The sequence below is a fragment of the uncultured Hymenobacter sp. genome (genome assembly GCF_964242765.1).
GTDB lineage: Bacteria > Bacteroidota > Bacteroidia > Cytophagales > Hymenobacteraceae > Hymenobacter.
Window position 1 is genome coordinate 77256 of the sequence record NZ_CAXTBM010000001.1, and the last position, 18446, is coordinate 95701.

The following is an 18446-nucleotide window of genomic DNA, read 5'->3' on the forward strand; positions in this document are numbered from 1 at the left end:
GATGAAAAGGGTTTCATGACAACTGAATGGTGCATCTAAGGTTTGCCGACCACTTCAATCAGTACAGTTACTTACTAAGGCTGTAGTAGCATAAATCTTAATAGGCAGATGAAAAGCTGAGTAATTTGACAATTTCTGCCTGGAATTATTTTGAAAAGTACTTGTAAATAAAAGTGAAAGCGAATTTTCGCTCCTATTTCCCAACTCTTTGAGTAGCTTGCCACACGCATTCTTGTTCTACTTTAACACCGCATATTTCAAGATGAACATTCGCAAGCTGCTAGTCGCCAACCGGGGCGAAATTGCCATTCGCGTCATGCGTGCTGCCACCGAACTCGGTATTACAACGGTAGCGGTTTACACTTACGAGGACCGTTATTCGCTGCACCGCTACAAAGCCGACGAGGCGTATCAGATCGGGCGCGATGACGAGCCGCTGAAGCCTTACTTGGATATTGAAGGTTTGATTCGGACGGCTAGAGAAAACGGCGTTGATGCGATTCATCCGGGCTACGGCTTCTTGTCGGAAAATGCCACGCTAGCCCGGCGGTGCGCCGAAGAGAACATCATCTTTGTGGGGCCGCGGCCCGAGGTGATGGACGCGCTAGGCGACAAAGTAGCCGCCAAGAAAGTGGCCGTGCAGTGCCAGGTGCCCATCATCGAGAGCAGCACCCAAGACCTTACTGACTTACCGATTGCGCAGGAAGAAGCGCACCGCATCGGCTACCCGGTGATGCTGAAAGCGGCTTCGGGTGGGGGAGGCCGGGGTATGCGGGTTATTCGGGACGATGAGGAGTTGGAGCGCGGCTTCTTCGAGGCTCGTAACGAAGCCTTAAAAGCCTTCGGCGACGATACCGTGTTCCTGGAAAAGTTTGTGGAGCAGCCCAAGCACATCGAGGTGCAGTTGGTAGCCGACAACCACGGCGGCCTGGTGCATCTCTACGAGCGGGACTGCTCGGTGCAGCGGCGCTATCAGAAAGTGGTGGAAGTGGCGCCCTCGCTGAACCTGCCCGACCACATGCGCCACCTTTTGTACGAGTACGCGTTGCGCCTGGGCCGGGCCGTGCGCTACAACAACGTGGGTACCGTCGAGTTTTTAGTAAACCCCGAGCAGGACCGCATCTACTTCATCGAGGTGAACCCCCGCATTCAGGTGGAGCACACCGTTACGGAGATGATTACGGGCGTGGACCTCATCAAAACGCAGCTTCACATTGCTGATGGCAAGCGCCTCACGGACCCCGAAATCGGGTTGGGCGGCGACAACAAGCCGCTCAAAAACGGCTACGCTATTCAGTGCCGCATCACCACCGAAGACCCCATCAACGACTTCAAGCCCGATTATGGCACCATCACCGCGTACCGTTCGGCCGGCGGCTTCGGCATCCGGCTCGACCAAGGCTCGGTGTACACCGGCGTGAAAGTGTCGCCCTTCTTCGACTCCTTGCTGGTAAAAGTATCGGCCCACGCGCCCACGCTCAGGGAGGCAGCCACCAAAATGGCCCGGACGCTCGACGAGTTCCGGGTGCGCGGCGTGCGCACCAACATCCAGTTTCTGCAAAATATCATTGCGCACCCTATTTTCGGGAGCGGGTCGGCCACCGTCGATTTCATCAAGGACCACCCCGAACTGTTCAAGTTCAAAACCCGCCAAGACCGCGCCAGCAAAGTGCTCAACTTCCTGGGCGAAATCATCGTGAACGGCAACCCCGACGTGAAAGGCCTCGTGGATGAGCGCAAAGAACTGCGCAAGCCGCGCCTGCCGCAATACGACCCCGACACGCCCTTGCAGCCCGGCACGAAAAACAAGCTCACGGAGCTAGGCCCCGAGGAATTTGCGAAGTGGCTGCGCGACGACCAGCAGATTCACTACACCGATACCACCCTGCGCGATTCGCACCAAAGCCTGCTCGCTACCCGCATGCGGACCTCGGACATGATGAAAGTGGCTGAGCGCTACGCCCACCAGCACCCCCAAACCTTCTCGCTGGAATGCTGGGGCGGCGCCACCTTCGACGTGGCGCTGCGTTTTCTGCACGAAGACCCTTGGGCTCGCCTAGCGCAGTTGCGTAAAGCCATTCCCAATATTCTGCTCCAAATGCTGATCCGCGGGGCCAACGGCGTGGGCTACAAGGCCTATCCCGACAACCTGACCGAGCGGTTTGTACAGCAAGCCGCCGAAACCGGCATCGACATATTCCGCATTTTCGACTCGCTGAACTGGATGCCGGGCATGGAGGCGTGCATAGGCTTCGTGCGCAACAAAACCGACCGGTTGGCCGAAGCCAGCATCTGCTACACCGGTGACATCCTGGACCCCAAGCGCAACCAGAAGTACAACCTCGAATACTACCTGCGCCTGGCCCGCCAGATCGAGGAAGCCGGCGCGCATATCCTGTGCATCAAGGACATGGCCGGGCTGCTGAAGCCCTATGCGGCTACCGAGCTTATCACGGCCCTGCGCGACACCATCAGCTTGCCTATCCATCTGCACACCCACGACACGTCGTCGTTGCAGGCGGCTACTTATTTGAAGGCGGTGGAAGCGGGCGTTGATGTGATTGACGTGGCGCTGGGCAGTTTGTCGGGTTTGACGTCGCAACCCAATTTCAACTCCGTGGTGGAAATGCTACGCGGGCAGCCGCGCCACCGCGAGTTCAACCAACCCTCGCTCAACGAGTTCAGCAACTATTGGGAGACGGTGCGGGAGCACTACTACCCGTTCGAGTCGGGCTTAAAGGCGGGCACCTCTGAGGTGTTTCAGCACGAAATTCCGGGCGGGCAGTACAGCAACCTGCGGCCCCAAGCGGCATCGTTGGGCCTGCTCGACAAGTTCGAAACCATCAAGAGCACGTTTGCGGATGTGAACCTGCTCTTCGGGGACATTCCCAAGGTGACGCCCTCCTCGAAAGTGGTGGGCGACATGGCGCTGTACCTGGTTTCCAACAACCTCACCACCCAAGATGTGGTGGAACGCGGGGAAAGCCTCAATTTCCCAGAATCGGTACGCGACCTGTTCCGCGGCGACATTGGCCAGCCCGAAGGCGGCTGGCCCGAGGATGTGCAACGCGTTATTCTCAAAGACGAGCAGCCTTTCACTGACCGGCCTAATGAGCACTTGGCGCCTATCGACTTCGAGGCGGAGTGGCAGAAGTTCGAGGAAAAGTTTGGTACCCGCGCCAAGTTCACGGACTTACTGTCGTGGCTGCTGTACCCGAAAGTGTTCGAGCAGTACTGGGCGCACTTGGTGCAGTACGGCGACGCCAGCATCGTGCCCACGCCCGTGTTCTATTATGGCTTGCAGCCGGGCGAAGAAACCATTGTGGATATTGCCCGCGGCAAAAGCATTATCGTGGGCTTGCAATCCGTTGGTACGGTGAACGAAGATGGCAACCGCACCATCTTCTTCAACCTCAACGGCCAGACCCGCAACGTGGAAGTGCGCGACCTAAGCGTGGAGGTGAAGCGCGTACTGAACCAGAAAGCCGACAAGGTGAACACCAAGCAGATAGGCGCGCCGCTGCAAGGACTGCTTTCGAGAGTGCTGGTAAAAGACGGCGAAGAAGTGAAGCGCAATTCTCCACTCTTCATCATCGAGGCCATGAAGATGGAAACCACCATCACGGCTCCCGAAGATACCACTGTGCAAAGCCTGCACCTGCCGGAAGGCACCCTCGTCAACGCCGACGATTTGGTGCTGACGCTGGCGTAGTAAAAGTGGAAGCTATTATATTGTTTGAAAAGTGGCAAAGCTTGAAATAAAGGCCATTAACCACTTTTCAGATATAGTTTAGTTCTTAAGGTATGACTGCGCATTTGTTTTCTATTGCTGTTTTGCTGCTAGTTGGTTCGGTGGCTTCTGCCCAAAGTGCCTCCCCACCGCCCGCCGAACAAACCGGCGCGGCGGCGCGGGCCAATATCGATGCGCTCGGCCGGGGAGACGCCGCCATCATACGCAAACCCACCAGTGCGGGAGTGATAGGGTCGCCGTACGTCGACAATCGGTGGCTGTTGGCGCGGCTCACGCTTTCCACCAAGCTACCGTTGGCACCGGTGCCGCTTAAGTACGATGTGCTGAATCAGCGCCTACTCATGCGGCCCCTCAACCGGGCGGCCGATTCTCTGCAACTTGATGATCGGGCCGTGACGCGTTTCGAGTTGGCAGAACCGGTTGCGGGTACTACCACGACCCGACAGCGGGTGTTTCGGCGTTTCGAAGAAGCGCCCGTGCCCAACCAGCGCACCGACTACGTGGAGGTACTGCACGAGGGGCGTTACGCACTGCTGAAGCGGTACGTAAAAGTGCTGCGCAAAGCGGGCAATACGGGCGCTTACAACACAGGAGAGCAATACGACAGAGTCGAAGATAAAAACGTGTATTATCTGCGCCGCCCCGATGCCAGCCTGTTGCCGGTTAAGCTGAATGTGAAAGCGCTGCAAGCTGCCGTTCCTGAGTTAGCTACGGCCCTCAAGCAATCGGCAGCAGCTCAAACGGCCAAAACCGATGTTGATTGGGTTGCCGTGCTCGATGCCATTGACCCCAAGTAGAGAAGAATGTTCGGAAGACGAGTTCCGTGTAGTGGCGTCAGAACTGGTATTTCTGGTGCCGCTACACGGGCTGACTTGTTTAAATGCAGAGGTATCGGTTTCGAGGGAGTAGGACGCTTTTTCATCGAAGCAAAGCTTGCCACGCGGCGCTAGCGCAGATACACTGCGTGGAGCACGGCTTCGGGCTGCGTTGCTGCCTCTGCGAAAAGCCGCAGCGTGTCGCCGCTGATTTGGTAGGTGCGTGTATTTGCCAGGGCGTTTAGGAAGCTAGTTTCGGTGGCGAGAGCCGGACACGCCATTTTGGTGGAAAGTAGCGGCCCAAAACGAAGTTGCCCATCGGCGGGGAGTTCAAAGGAACCCCGGAACCGGTTGCAGCCGGCGTTGCCCTCGGTATTCAATTCGTTGGCCCGTAGTAGCAGATACACTTCGCCTTGGGTTGGGGTGGGAGCGGGCTGGCCATTCAGGGTTTGAAGCACCCAGCGCGTGTTACGCAAGGAGGCCAATGGGGTGGTAGGTGATGACTGCGAAGTTGGGGCTGTGGATCGACAGGCGGCCAGCAGCGAGAGTAATCCGAGTGCTACACGGAGCAGAAAAAGCATAAGGCGAAGTAGAATAATGTGCACTGCCAACTAAAATACGAGAAGGTAGCAATTGAATTGTACAAGCAGACGAGCAAAACGGTTATTTTGCGTCATGCGTAAATTCTTCCTTCCCGTTCTGTTTCTATTGCTCTTTGCTTTTCAGTTACAAGCCCAGAAAAAAAGCACTCCCGCACCAGTCGGAGAGGTTTCGGCAACTACTGTGGAGCGCGTGATACGCACGTTGGCGGCCGATGATATGCAGGGCCGGGCGGCCAGCCAGCCGAGTGGCTTACGGGCCGCGCAATTCTTGAGCACCGAATTTCAACGGATTGGATTGCAAATGCTGCCCGGTATCACCAGCTACGAACAGGTTTTTCCGGCGTATGAGACGCGCGTGGAGTCCTTGCTGGTGACGCTCAACAACGCGCCCGTAGCCAAGGACAAGGTGTTGCTTGTTTCCAGCCAGCCCAGCCTGAACTGGACCGATACCGACGAGCCTGCCACGCGGGTTCTGGTTGTGGGTCCGCAGGAGAATCCCCAGCAATATATGCGCGATATGTTGCGCCCTCGCGAGAATACCATGGTGCTGCTCGACCCCGCGCATGTCGCTAATTTCAAACGCATAGCCGACTACGTAAGCCACAGCAGCGTACGGGCGGAAAAAACGGGTAGCCCCTTCTCCAGCGTTGTGGTGCTGACGCCGGCACTGCCCGCTGGCAAGGTCACGTTCAAGGTGGCCGCCAGCACAACGGTGCGTACGGTGGAACTGCGCAATGTGGTGGGGGTGCTACCGGGCAAGAATTCCGCCCGCGCCGCCGAACAAGTCGTTTTTTCGGCGCACTACGACCACATCGGCTTTCTGCCGCCCGTGGCCGGCGACTCGATTGCCAATGGGGCCGACGATGATGCTACTGGTACCACAGCTGTGGTAGCTTTGGCCGAATATTTCAAGAAGAAAAACGACAACGCGCGCACCTTGGTTTTTGTAGCTTTCACGGCCGAAGAAATTGGGGGCTTCGGGTCTCAGTACTTCTCGAAGCAACTCGACCCCGCCAAGATTGTGGCTATGTTCAACATCGAAATGATTGGCAAGCTATCCAAGTTTGGGGCTAATGCTGCTTTCATCACCGGCTTCGAGAGGTCCGATTTTGGCCCGTTGCTGCAAGCCAACTTGCAGGGTACTTCCTTTCATTTCGAGCCAGACCCATACCCCGAGCAGAATTTGTTTTACCGCTCCGACAATGCCACGCTGGCCCGCTTGGGCGTACCAGCGCACAGCATCAGCACCGACCAAATCCCCACCGACAAGCTTTATCATTCGGTAGACGACGAGGTGGAATCACTGAATCTAGCGAATATGACAGCTACAATCAGTGCTATTGCCCGTAGTGCTACAGGCATCATAGCCGGCCAGCAAACCCCCACGCGTATTGCGCCGGAAGCCGCTGCTACGCAGAAACCTTAAATGAACAAGCTGATCGGAATTTTGCTTGCTTAGCAGAACGGCTCAACCACTTCCCTACCAACAACCCAAGATGGACGCGCGGGCTTCAATGCACAAAGTGTAGGCTCAGGCAGCGGTATGGGTTTGAAACGACGGCTGACTTCGAGCTGGGGTAACCTCGAAAATCTTACCGGCAATGGGTAGGGTCACCCATACCACTGCGCCACCTTCCGGGCCCGCGCTCATGCCCAAGGTGCCCCCGTGGCATTCAGCAAAAGTTCGGCATAACTGCAAGCCTAAGCCCGTGCCTTGAGCCCGACCATCGGAAGTAGTGACTCGTAGTTGCGGCTGCTGTGGGTGCAGCACTTGCTTTAATTGGCTGATGGGCATACCTGGTCCCGTGTCTGTTACAGATACACAGATCTGCGTTGGGTCGGTGGTATCGGGGGTGGCTTGTAGCCGAATGGTGCCGCCCGTAGGAGTGAATTTAAGGGCATTGCCAACAAGGTTACGCAGAATAGTGCGCACCATATTCTGGTCGGCGTACAAAACCAGCTGTGGATCCGCGCTATATTGGAGCTGAATCCGATTGGAATGAGCAGAAGTCTGAAACAACTCGTAGCACTCCGACAAAAGCTCGCGTATGGGGAGCCGCTCGGGTTGGCAACTCAATTCTCCCGTCTGACTGACAGCCCAATTCAGTAGGTTATCGAGCAGTCCGTTGAGGCTTTGTGCCGACTCCCGTACTAGTTCGGGCAAGTGGCGCAGCCCTTCCTGGTCGTTGGTTCGTTGATAGAAATTAATCAGTTCGGTGACCCCAGCAAAGGCCATCACGGGCCCGCGCAGGTCGTGCGCGATAATGGCATAGAGCCGAGCCTTGGAATCGGCTAGTTGGCGAAGCTCATGGGCGGCATTCTCCAAGGCCGAGTTTTTGGCAGCCACTAGTTTGTGTTGGGCGGCTAGCTCTTGGCGGCCTCGCAGAAGCTGACCGTAAAGCAAGCTTCCTACCGCCACAAGCAACAGCAACCCGCCCACAATCACCCCTAACAGGCGAACTTGGTCCTCGTCCCGATCGGCGCGTAGCTGCGTTACCTTTTGGCGTTGAGTTAGAAGCCGGATATTGTCTTCCTGTTCGCGCGCATTGTAGCGGCTTTGCAGCGTAGCCATGGCCCGTGTGTTCACATCCGTTACGAGGCTATCACGCAGGCGCTGAAAGCGTTGCTGCATGACGTAGGCCCCCTGGTATTGTCCTAGTGCGGCGTAATTTTCGGCAAGCTGCTGGTAGGCGTTCTGCAAGCGTTCGGGCGAACCTACTTGCCGTGCGTAGCGCATACCTAGCTTGGCAGCATCCAAAGCCGGTCGTAGCTGCTGCTGCGCCTGCAGCACTGACGATAAGTACGTGTACGTTCCAGACAAGCCATATTCATCGCCCAGCACACGATACAACATCAAAGCCTCCAACAAACTTGTCCGTGCCGAATCGGGCTGTTGCTGTCGGGCCTGCACCTTGCCTAGCGTGAAGAGGCTATTAGCTTGACCGGAAAAGTTGTCGAGAATTGTGAACAGCAACAAAGCCCGCCGGATATACTCACTGGCCTGATGAGAGTTATCTTGCTGCAAGGCCAAATCGGCCAAATTACTTAAGAATAAAGCTTGATCAGCCGAGTCGTGCCGTTGCTCGGCCAAGAGCAAACCCTTGCGGTAGAAGGTGGCTGCGGTAGCGAGATGATTGTGCAGGATATGACATTTGGCAATGCCGTTGTAAGCGTAGCCCATAGCTTTTCTCATGCCCAAGGTCTCAAAGAGGCGCAAAGCAGCTAAATGCTGCCGCAGCGCTTCGTCAGCGCTACCGGCCAGGGCCAAGCAGGTGCCTAAATCGTTGTGGCAACGAGCTTCACCGCGCGGATAGTTGAGTTTTTGAGCTAGCGCAATGCCTTGCTCGGCGTAGCGGCGGGCGCGTGGCAAATCAGAGTGGCTCAGGTTCCAGCAAAGCTCATCGAGCAGCAGTACACGCAACGTGTCAGTGGGCTTGGTAAGGGCTAGTTGCCGTTGCAAGCTGTCAAGAACGGCTGGGCTAGCACTTTGCGCCTTTACCGTCAAGATGCTGAAACTGAATAGCGTTAAAAAAAGTAAAAGTGTTTTCACGATAACCCGGCAAGAATAGCCATAAACTTAATTATCAAATCTACGTATTATTCTATAACATATTCAGTTAAGAAAATCTTAACTTCTACAAATAAGGTAATCAAATGAATTTAATACAAAGATTAGGGCGCATATCCAGTAGCGGCGAAACGTTCTGTATACACTGTGGTGATTTTAGTACATTTGGAGTGTCCCCAAGTCTATTAGATATCTTTTAACTTTAAATAAAATGCACAAGTGAAATTGAAACAGGCGTTTGCTGGTAAAGTGAAAATATTTTGTATCATAACTATTTTTATAAAGTAAGAAAGTCTTCATACATATAATTATTGAATGCCTGCTCGTTGTCACGCATTGTAAGGGCAACACGCAGAAGAAAGAATGGAAACATAGGTTGATAGGAAGCTGTTAATTATGCAATTAAATCTTAGTGCTGCTCTTCGCCATGCCGTGCGCTGCCAAGAGGTATATAGTTTAGCGAAGAAACCGAAATGCTTACCTAAAAGTCTATTCAAAGCTAAGGTGCCTAAGTACTGGCCGCCAGTAGTGTAAGCGGCTTTGAAGCCCCGTTGCCAAAAGCCTAAGTCAGCCTCTAGTCTGAAACGCTGAGCGAGTTGTTACGACATCAGTAAATGGGCAGTTGGCTCATATACTTTGTCGGTACAAAAAGCATCACCCTTGCGTAGCGCCATTTCAGCCAGTACCACCTGAGAGCGGTAGCCCTGATTGGATGAAGCCAACATTATTGCCCCTCCCGTGAGCGGCGCGAAGCCCGATGGACCTGTTACTGGGGTTGAAACCGACGGTCTGAGGTCAGGTGCAGGCTGGGCCAGCTAGCGTAAGACCGGCGAGAGTCAGCAGGTATAGTTGTGCGTATTCTTTCCCGCCGCCAGTATGCTGAAAAAAGGTCTACTATGTTGGAAACGTATCCTATGGGAAGTGTGCTCCGCCTGGAGCAAACTCAATGCTGCACGGTGCCTCCCACTTAATAGGTGATAGGCAAGAAGTACAGCGTAGCGGCCGTTGCTAGCTTACTGAACTGATTGCTAGCTATAGATACTTCTATGAACCGCTTCGCAGCGCCCGGCAGTGGGTAATATCACCCTATGGTGGGCAGGATTCCTTCCAACATCGCCCACAACTTTGTTAAAGACCAGTATGACGACGCCGGTGGGGTTCCTAACGCCATACTAGTCTTCGACGAAGCTAGAAGCCTTGCCCGGGCTAAAAAAGCAAGCACACTAGTTTAATGGGTAGCGTGGCTAGTCATCTTCATAATCCAGGCCCAGACACTGGTTTAGAGCCTGTTGCAACTCGCTGGCGGCGTGCATCTGACCAGCTTGGCGGCTCACGCGCAGTCCTTCGCGGTAAACCTTTTCGGCCTCTTCCGGCTTCTGAATCTGTTCGAGCAGCTTGCCTGCGTGGTAATAAGTGCCCACGTAGTCGGGGTGTTCAACAAGGAGCTTCTGAAAATATTCCAAAGCCCGTAGCGGCTCAGTTGCCTTGTATTCGGTGGCTAAGGCATATATCGTAAACGGGTCGTTGGGCTCGGCTTGGTAGAAGGCCAGAAGTTGTTGTAGGCGGCTAGGTTGGGTTTCCATCAGGCAGGAGTTTTCAGTATCTTTGCCCCAAATTTGGGGCTTTCCCGTAGTTTATCCTCCCATTCAAGCAGCCGTAGATGAAGTTTCTCGTTTGCATCAGCAACGTACCCGACACGACCACCAAAATTGCCTTCACTCCCGACAACAAGGAGTTCAACAAGGCGGGTGTCCAATTCGTGATTAATCCTTGGGATGAATATGCCCTCACGCGCGCCATTGAGCTAAAAGAAGCCCAGGGCGGCGGCACTGTTACGGTGCTCAACGTGGGCGAAGCCGACACCGAACCGAACATCCGCAAGGCCTTGGCTATCGGGGCCGATGATGCTATCCGCGTGAATGCATTTCCGAAAGACGCTTTCTTCGTGGCGCAGCAAATTGCCAACGTAGCCAAAGAAGGTGCTTATGATGTGATTTTGATGGGCAAGGAGAGCATCGACTACAACGGCTTCCAAGTGCACGGCATGGTAGGGGAATTGTTGGAGATTCCAACGGTTGCGCCCGCCATGAAGCTTGACATGAGTGGCAATACCGCTACGCTCGAGCGTGAAATTGAGGGCGGGAAAGAAATCGTGCAAGTGAATACGCCCTTCGTAGCTTCATGCCAGCAGCCGATGTGTGAACCCCGCATTCCGAACATGCGCGGCATCATGACGGCCCGCACCAAGCCCTTGAAAGTGGTGGAGCCTACCACCGACGCGCCTCGTACTGCCGTAGCAGAGTATGCACTTCCACCCAAAAAGCAGGGCGTTAAGCTTATTCCCGCCGAAAATGCCGGTGAGCTGATTAGGTTGCTCCGCAACGAGGCAAAAGTGATTTAAATCAATTAAAAATTAAAAATTGAGAATTAAAAATTGGCGTTCACGAGCGTAAACCGCTTACCATATACTATTGGCTGCCAGTTGCCAAGCCTCAATTTTTAACTTTTAATTCTCAATTTTTAATTGAAAAGAGATGTCTGTTTTAGTTGTTGTTGAATGTGATGGCGGCGAGGTGAAAAAATCGTCGCTGGAAGTGGCTTCCTATGGCAGCCAGGTAGCTCAAATGCTCGGCACCACCGCCACGGCAGTTGCCGTAGGCGAGGCTACCGAAGCAAACTTGGTTAAGCTAGGTGAGCAAGGCATCACGAAGGTGCTTTATGATGCGGAGCCCCGCCTCAAGGACTTCGTGAATGGCGCCTACACCAAGCTGATTGCCGCGGCCGCCCAGAAAGAAGACTCCAAGATAATTGTACTAGCCAACTCCAACATTGGTGCTTCGGTGGGCTCGCGCCTCTCGGTGCGGTTGCAAGCCAGCTTGGCTACCAACGTAGTGGAACTGCCCAAAACCAATGGTGGCAGCTTCGTAGTGAAGCGCGGTGCTTTCTCGGGCAAAGCCTTTGCTGACGTGCAGCTGGAAGGTGAGCGGAAGATTATTGCCGTTAAAAAGAACTCCATTGAGGCGCTGCACGAAGCCGGCAAAACGGCGCAAGTGGAAAGCTTCTCGGCCCAACTCACCGATGCTGATTTTGCTGATGCGCCTAAGCAAGTGGTGATGCAGGACCAGGCCGGTGGCATTCTGTTGCCCGAAGCCGATAAAGTGGTTTCCGGCGGCCGCGGCATGAAAGGACCCGAAAACTGGAACCTGATTGAGGACCTAGCCAAGGCTATTGGTGCAGCTACGGCTTGCTCCAAGCCCGTTTCCGACGTAGACTGGCGCCCTCACCACGAGCACGTAGGTCAGACGGGCATCACCGTGTCGCCGAACCTGTATATCGCCTGCGGTATTTCGGGCGCTATTCAGCATTTGGCTGGCGTTAACTCATCGAAGGTGATTGTTGTTATCAACAAAGACCCAGAGGCTCCGTTTTTCAAAGCGGCCGATTACGGCATTGTTGGCGACGTATTCGACGTGCTGCCGAAGCTGACGCAGGCTGTAAAAGAGCTAAACTAGAAACTTGGGGACTTGGTAAACTGCTGCTTTGGATGAAACCAAGTGTCGGCTTACCAAGTCTTTTTTCGTTTCTTTTAGTACGAGCCGGAAGCCTTTGTTTTCTTTGCACGTAGTAAGGCCGAAATCCAAGTCTTAAGTCTCAAAGTCACCAAGACCCTTGAAAAAAATACCGCTCGAAATCCTCGGCCTCTCCTCCAGCCAGTCGCAGTCCGGTTCTTTCGCCTTGATACTAGGCGAGAAAACCGGCAACCGCCGCCTGCCCATCATCATTGGTATGTTCGAGGCACAGAGCATTGCCATCCAGATAGAAAAAATAAATCCTAATAGGCCGCTCACGCACGACTTATTTAAGTCTTTCGCTGAGCATGTGCACGTGGCCGTGCTGGAAGTGATAATCTCGGACCTGAAAGAAGGCGTCTTCTACTCGAAAATCGTGTGCTCTGACGGGGCCACCACCTTTGAACTAGACTCCCGGCCTTCCGATGCCATTGCCATTGGCCTGCGCTTCGGAGTGCCTATTTTCACGGTGGAAAGCGTGTTGAGCGAAGCCGGTATCATCCTGTCGGAGCTTGACGAAAACGCCGAAGATTCCGATGATGAAGATGATGACGACGACGATGACAGCCCAACCGGGCCCGCAAAGCCCGAGCCTGCACCCCGCGACCCTAGCGGGCAGGTATCGTTGGACGAGCTAACTAAAATGCTGGCTCAGGCGCTGGAACGCGAAGATTACGAGAAAGCCGCCAAAATCCGGGACGAGCTAAACAAGCGCGACGGTTAATTTTGCTTTCAAATAGCCGTAAAAACAAGGCCACATCTGCTCGGGTGTGGCTTTGTTTTTACGGCTAGTTGAGGCGGTAGCGCGAAGCCTGAGCCTCGCGTCTCGGCGAACGAGTCGGCGGGAAGATACTGCGCCAACGATACGCGAAGCTCAGGCTTCGCGCTAACGCCTAAGAACTGTTCTGAATGCGTAGACTTGTGCTGCCTTAACGGGTATTTCGTTGGGCGCTTATTCTAATTACCATGGATGTTTCCCCTGACTTGCGCTATCCGATTGGTCAGCCCACGCTGCCCACGGGGCCGCTAGAGGCCGGCGCGCGCACGGCCCACATTGCGCACATTGCCTTACTCGCCGATCAGGTACGGGCTGCCGTTACGGGCCTGAGTGTAACTCAGCTCGACACGCCTTACCGTCCCGGTGGCTGGACTGTGCGCCAAGTAATTCACCACTTGCCCGACTCGCACCTAAACAGTTACACCCGATTCCGGCTGGCTCTCACCGAAGAAAACCCCACGGTACGACCCTACGACGAGCAAGCCTGGGCCGAACTGCCTGATATAGCAGCTACGCCGCCCGCCGTATCATTGGCCATACTGGAGGCCCTGCACATTCGATGGACCATCCTGCTGCGCAACCTCAGCAACGAGCAATGGCAGCGCACCTTTTATCACCCTGGCACCCAGCGCGACTTTACGCTGGATCAGGCGCTGGTATTGTACTCCTGGCATGGCCGCCATCATCTGGCGCATATCACTGAACTGCGCAAACGGCAAGGCTGGTAGGCGGCTGTCAGGGCGAGCAAAGCCAAGCAATTCGTCCTCTCGAAGACGTATCTTCTCTAAACCAACAAGCCCTTGCTACCACGCGGGGAACAAGGGCTTGTCGCATTTCTAGGTCTCAGCACTTAGAGGAAGGATTGCTTCGCTCTGCTCGCTCTGACAGCGGAAGCTATACTTCCGATAGGGGCTCGTTGGCCAGGGCTTCGAGGCCGCCTTCTGATTCTTCGTCGACCCGTTTGGCGGCCCGGACGAGGCTGCTACTGAAGATGAACTCGCGGAGCTCCGGCACTTTGGCGTTCAGAATCTCATCTTTGTTGCCGTCCCAAAGCTTCTCGCCTTTGTGAAGGAAGATGATATGGTCGCCAATTTCCACTACCGAGTTCATGTCGTGGGTGATGACGACGGTGGTGATGTTGTACTCGTGCGTGATTTCGTGGATGAGTTCGTCGATCTTGATGCTGGTAGCGGGGTCGAGGCCGGAGTTGGGTTCATCGCAGAAGAGGTAGGTACAGTTGGGCGCAATGGCGCGGGCAATACCTACGCGCTTTTTCATGCCGCCCGAAATCTCAGATGGCATCTTGTTGCCCGCATTTTCGAGGCCTACACGCTTGAGGCAGAACTCCACCCGGTCGCGGCGCTCTTCCTTGCTCATTTCGGGCGTTAGCATCTTCAGCGGAAACTCGGTGTTCTCATACACCGTCATCGAGTCGAACAGAGCCGAGCCTTGAAACAGCATCCCGATTTTGCGCCGGATTTCCTGGCGGATGTCCACCTTGTTGTTGGTGAACACCGTGCCGTCGAAGGTGATGCTGCCCAAATCAGGCTTCATCAAGCCCACAATACACTGGAGGAGCACACTTTTGCCGGTGCCCGAGCCGCCGAGCAACAGATTGCACTTACCCGTTTCGAAGATGCAGTTAATTCCTTTCAAGACGGGGTTGCCGTTGAAAGCCTTCTGAACATTATGTATTTCAATCATACTACAAGGATCTAGTCGAGAGCCGCTAACAGTGAGAAGACGATAAGCCATTCTCCCCACTGTTAGCTTCTTGTTAATTAGAGGAGTAACGCAGCCAATACGAAATCGGCAAGTAGAATGGCGATGATGGAGTTGGTAACCGCTCCGGTACTGGCAGCCCCTACTTCCAGTGCGCCTCCTTCGGTGTAGTACCCTTTGAAAGCGGATATGGCAGATACAAGGAAGGCAAACACCACCGACTTGATTAAAGCAAACGTGATGTTGTAAGGAATAAAGTCGCTGCGAATGCCTTCAATGTACTCCGAGGCGGATATTGCTCCGGTAAGTGTGCCCGCCAGGTAGCCGCCGAGAATGGAAAGTAGCATGGCCAGAATAACCAGCAGCGGGAACATCAGGATAGACGCTATAATGCGGGGTAGCACCAAATACGACGCCGAATTAATGCCCATAACCTCGAGCGCCGATACTTGCTCGGTGATGCGCATAGTGCCTAGTCCACCCGCAATGCTCGACCCAACTTTTCCGGCCAGCACGATGCTGGTGATAGTGGGGGCGAGTTCCAAAATAGTCATCTCGCGCACCATATACCCAATCGTCGATTTTGGAATGAGGGGGCTAACGAGGTTATAGGAGATTTGCACGCAGGTAACGGCGCCAATAAAGGCCGCCACGATAGACACAATGAAAACCGAGTCGGTACCGATGAGGATACACTCGTCGATAGTACGGGCCCAGAGCACTGCAAACCGCTCTTTCCGAACGAGCATGCTCTGGATGAAGAGAAGAAAAGAGCCGAAAGTTTTGACCATAAGGAGGGAAGTGAGAGTAAAAGCGGAAACTTGCGGCAGAACGCCGATAGCAGGTTCAAACGGCTGCAACCTCTTACGTAAAAAGCGCAACAGTAATCAAAGGAATGGAAAAATATGTCGTGGTAACTGGAGGAACAAAGGGTATTGGGCGGGCCGTGGTACTACGCTTCCTACGGGCCGGGCGGCCGGTCGTTACGTGTGCCCGCTCCGCGCCCGACCTCACCGAACTGCAAACAGCCACAAGCAAAGAAATTCCCGGTGCCGTACTGCATACGTTGCCCGCGGACTTAAGTAAACCCGAGGATTGTCGTCGTTTCACGGATTTCGTGTTGGGCTTGGAAGGAGAGGTGGATGTGCTGGTTAACAATACGGGTGCTTTTTTGCCCGGAAGGTTGCAAGACGAACCCACCGATGGCTCTCAATTGCGCCAAATGTTAGCCGCTAACCTGCTCAGCGCCTACGACGTGACCCTGCCGCTGCTGCCCGGCCTGATTGCGCGGCGCCAAGGCCATATCTTCAACATCTGCTCCACGGCCAGCATTACGGCCTACCCGAACGGTGGCTCCTACGGCATTGCCAAGCATGCCCTTTTTGGCCTAACCCGCAACTTGCGCGAAGAATTGAAAGAACATGCTATCCGCGTAACGGCCGTATTGCCCGGGGCTACCCTCACCGCCAGCTGGGCCGGCGTAGACTTGCCCGCCGCGCGCTTCATTCAGGCCGAGGATGTCGCCGAGGCCATCTTTTCAACTTACAGCCTCTCCCCGCATGCCGTAGTGGAGGAACTGCTTATCAGACCCCAGCTAGGAGATTTGTAGGTGCTATTATCGTACCGGTCGGCGCACGTACGTTACGTATATAAAATCAAGTAACACGGCCCAAAAACTCACAGCCAGCAGACTTTTCACCCAAGGAAGAAATAGGCGGGCGGAGATGCCCAATGTCACAGAAAACAAGCTTAGCGCAATCATTAGGCTTAGCTTGAGATAAGCTAATCGGCTCTTGTGGAGCTTGCGTTGAAACCAAACGGCGTAAGTGCTTAGCAAGATTATTCCGCTGCTGGTTAAAAGAATAGCACCGCCTTTCCAGTGTGAAATGAGAAAAAGCAATCCAACGCACAAGCCTAAAAAGCCTAGTAGGAGCGGTAATAGGAAAGACATAGCGTGCCTTATTGTACCGTGCCAAGCGACGAGTAGCAGCAGGCTAAAAGCTACTAGTTGACAGCCAAAAGCCAAGGTGTTTGAAGGTGTTGTAAACATAAATCGAAGCGGAAACTGCCCCTTACTCCCGCACTACGTTGCCTTTGCCGGTTATCCGGATTTCAGTTTGAGTGGGGTTGCCGGTGTAGTAGATAGTGCTGGTCCCGGCGTGGGTCCCGTTGAAGATGCCGGACGTGTTGATATAGATTGCCCCGTCGGCGTAGAGGGAAAGATCGAGGTAGCAGTAATTGGCCACCTGTAAGCCAGACGCTAGAAAGCGGCCTAGCCCGCCGCCGCTTAAGTGTAAATCATTGGTTTTGCCTCGCAGGCGGTAGTCGCCTAGCTCGTACTGATCGATCCAGAGATACTTGCTGTTGATGTCCAGGTCGTAGTCGCCGGCGCCTTTCAAGTGCAGGAAAAGGGTGTCCTTTTGGAATTGGCTTGCAGTCCGGATGTTGCCTTGGCCGTACAGTGACATATCCGGGAGGGAGGGCACGTGCAGCGTTACGTCGTGCGGCACCGAGTAGCTGCGGGCCCAGTTGCAGGTGCTTTCGTTGCTGAGGTAGAGGTGCTGGTCGCGGACCTCAAGCTTTAGGTCTTCTTGCAAGTGGGAACCCGTGCGGACCTCGGCGTAGGTTTCGGTGTCCGGCACCAGGGTGATGTTGACGTTGTCGGTGGCGGTGAGTTCGTTGAAGGCCGCTAGCTCGCGCCGTTCGGTGGTTACGGGACCGGCACTTTTCAGGCAATCATTGTCTTGGCAGGCTGTTAATGGCCATGCGAGCAGGAGCGCGCGTAAAACCCAGTGTAGGCCGCTAACTTGCGGCGCGTATCCAATCCGAATCATCATCTTACAGCCATGGAACTAAGCGGCAAGGTAGCCATTATCACAGGCGTCAGCAAAGGTATTGGGCGCGCTACCGCCGACGCGTTGCTGGCCAAAGGTGCCCTCGTGGCTGGTTGGGGGCGCACCGCGCCGGAAGGTCTTGCGCACGAGCGGTTCCAGTTTTTCGAGTGCGACATCCGCGACGAAACGTCGGTGCAGGAAGCGTGCATGAACACTCGCCGGGAGTTAGGCGCTGAAATTCATGTACTGGTCAACAACGCCGGCATCGGCAACTTCGGGCCTATTGACGGTTTTTCTTCCGAGGAGTGGCACGCCATGTTCGATACCAATGTGCACGGAATGTTCTACTGCACCAAGGCGGTGTTGCCGTACATGAAACAGCAGCACGAGGGCCATATCGTGAATGTAGGCTCGTTGGCTGGTACGGCGGGCACGGCAAATCTGGCGGGTTACTGCGCCACGAAGTACGCCGTACGCGGCTTCTCCGACGCCTTGTTCAAGGAAGTGCGGCCCGATGGTGTGCGCGTAACCTGCATCATGCCGGGCTCGGTGGAAACCAACTTCAACGGGGCCGTCCCCGGCCAGGAGCCTAATCCGCACATGATGCAACCCGAAGACATTGCCGCCGCCATTGTGCACGCGCTGGAAGCTCCTTTCGGCGTCATGATTTCCGAAGTGCAAATGCGGCCTACGCAGCCGAAGTAAAACCAAAAAGTAGCGTGAAGCTCCAGCTTCGCGTATCGTTGAACGATTCAGGCCGCGCTATTGTGGTGTCGTTTAACATCAGCAATGACGCGCGAAGCTGGA

Annotated in this window: 15 protein-coding genes; 9 read left to right on the top strand and 6 right to left on the bottom strand. The window is 54.7% G+C overall.

Annotated features, from left to right (window positions below; translation table 11 throughout):
* Window positions 1–262 precede the first annotated feature (262 nt).
* Together ACFE7X_RS00260 and ACFE7X_RS00265 are read left to right on the top strand one after the other, a co-directional pair.
* Window positions 263–3712 (top strand): pyruvate carboxylase, encoded by a 3450-nt coding sequence (locus ACFE7X_RS00260; RefSeq protein WP_375433643.1) that lies wholly within the window; start codon window positions 263–265, stop codon window positions 3710–3712.
* 92 nt (window positions 3713–3804) lie between these two features.
* On the top strand, window positions 3805–4548 hold the full coding sequence (locus tag ACFE7X_RS00265) for a hypothetical protein (RefSeq protein ID WP_375433644.1): 744 nt from the start codon (window positions 3805–3807) through the stop codon (window positions 4546–4548).
* A gap of 149 nt (window positions 4549–4697) precedes the next feature.
* On the opposite strand, the gene ACFE7X_RS00270 is transcribed toward ACFE7X_RS00265, so the two are convergent.
* Window positions 4698–5147 (bottom strand): META domain-containing protein, encoded by a 450-nt coding sequence (locus tag ACFE7X_RS00270; RefSeq protein ID WP_375433645.1) that lies wholly within the window; start codon window positions 5145–5147, stop codon window positions 4698–4700.
* 94 nt (window positions 5148–5241) lie between these two features.
* Here ACFE7X_RS00270 and ACFE7X_RS00275 point away from each other — a divergent pair, with 94 nt between their 5' ends.
* The gene (locus tag ACFE7X_RS00275; protein ID WP_375433646.1) at window positions 5242–6594 is read left to right on the top strand and encodes a M20/M25/M40 family metallo-hydrolase; all 1353 of its coding nucleotides are present in this window, start codon (window positions 5242–5244) and stop codon (window positions 6592–6594) included.
* 105 nt (window positions 6595–6699) lie between these two features.
* On the opposite strand, the gene ACFE7X_RS00280 is transcribed toward ACFE7X_RS00275, so the two are convergent.
* Together ACFE7X_RS00280 and ACFE7X_RS00285 are read right to left on the bottom strand one after the other, a co-directional pair.
* Entirely contained in the window at window positions 6700–8718 is a 2019-nt protein-coding gene (locus tag ACFE7X_RS00280) for an ATP-binding protein (RefSeq protein ID WP_375433647.1), read from the bottom strand.
* Between the two features lie 1262 nt (window positions 8719–9980).
* Entirely contained in the window at window positions 9981–10319 is a 339-nt protein-coding gene (locus tag ACFE7X_RS00285; RefSeq protein ID WP_375433648.1) for a tetratricopeptide repeat protein, read from the bottom strand.
* Window positions 10320–10396: 77 nt separating this feature from the next.
* Between ACFE7X_RS00285 and ACFE7X_RS00290 the strand changes: the two genes are divergently transcribed.
* From ACFE7X_RS00290 to ACFE7X_RS00305, 4 genes are all read left to right on the top strand, one after another.
* Entirely contained in the window at window positions 10397–11137 is a 741-nt protein-coding gene (locus ACFE7X_RS00290) for an electron transfer flavoprotein subunit beta/FixA family protein (protein WP_375433649.1), read from the top strand.
* A gap of 133 nt (window positions 11138–11270) precedes the next feature.
* Window positions 11271–12248, top strand: a complete 978-nt coding sequence (locus ACFE7X_RS00295; RefSeq protein WP_375433650.1) for an electron transfer flavoprotein subunit alpha/FixB family protein — start codon at window positions 11271–11273, stop codon at window positions 12246–12248.
* 157 nt (window positions 12249–12405) lie between these two features.
* Window positions 12406–13029, top strand: coding sequence for a bifunctional nuclease domain-containing protein (locus ACFE7X_RS00300; protein ID WP_375433651.1), 624 nt, complete (start codon window positions 12406–12408; stop codon window positions 13027–13029).
* Window positions 13030–13271: 242 nt separating this feature from the next.
* Complete coding sequence (locus ACFE7X_RS00305; protein WP_375433652.1) at window positions 13272–13811, top strand: YfiT family bacillithiol transferase; 540 nt, start codon at window positions 13272–13274, stop codon at window positions 13809–13811.
* 166 nt (window positions 13812–13977) lie between these two features.
* On the opposite strand, the gene ACFE7X_RS00310 is transcribed toward ACFE7X_RS00305, so the two are convergent.
* Complete coding sequence (locus ACFE7X_RS00310; protein ID WP_375433653.1) at window positions 13978–14787, bottom strand: ABC transporter ATP-binding protein; 810 nt, start codon at window positions 14785–14787, stop codon at window positions 13978–13980.
* 77 nt (window positions 14788–14864) lie between these two features.
* Entirely contained in the window at window positions 14865–15596 is a 732-nt protein-coding gene (locus tag ACFE7X_RS00315) for an MlaE family ABC transporter permease (RefSeq protein ID WP_375433654.1), read from the bottom strand.
* A gap of 104 nt (window positions 15597–15700) precedes the next feature.
* Between ACFE7X_RS00315 and ACFE7X_RS00320 the strand changes: the two genes are divergently transcribed.
* Window positions 15701–16414, top strand: coding sequence for an SDR family oxidoreductase (locus ACFE7X_RS00320; protein WP_375433655.1), 714 nt, complete (start codon window positions 15701–15703; stop codon window positions 16412–16414).
* A 463-nt stretch (window positions 16415–16877) separates the two neighbouring features.
* Here the strand turns inward: ACFE7X_RS00320 and ACFE7X_RS00325 are convergent, their stop codons facing one another.
* Window positions 16878–17642, bottom strand: a complete 765-nt coding sequence (locus ACFE7X_RS00325) for a GIN domain-containing protein (protein ID WP_375433656.1) — start codon at window positions 17640–17642, stop codon at window positions 16878–16880.
* A gap of 9 nt (window positions 17643–17651) precedes the next feature.
* On the opposite strand from ACFE7X_RS00325, the gene ACFE7X_RS00330 reads away from it, so the two are divergent.
* A complete protein-coding gene (locus ACFE7X_RS00330) occupies window positions 17652–18344 on the top strand; it encodes an SDR family oxidoreductase (RefSeq protein WP_375433657.1) in 693 nt (230 codons plus the stop codon).
* Window positions 18345–18446 lie beyond the last annotated feature (102 nt).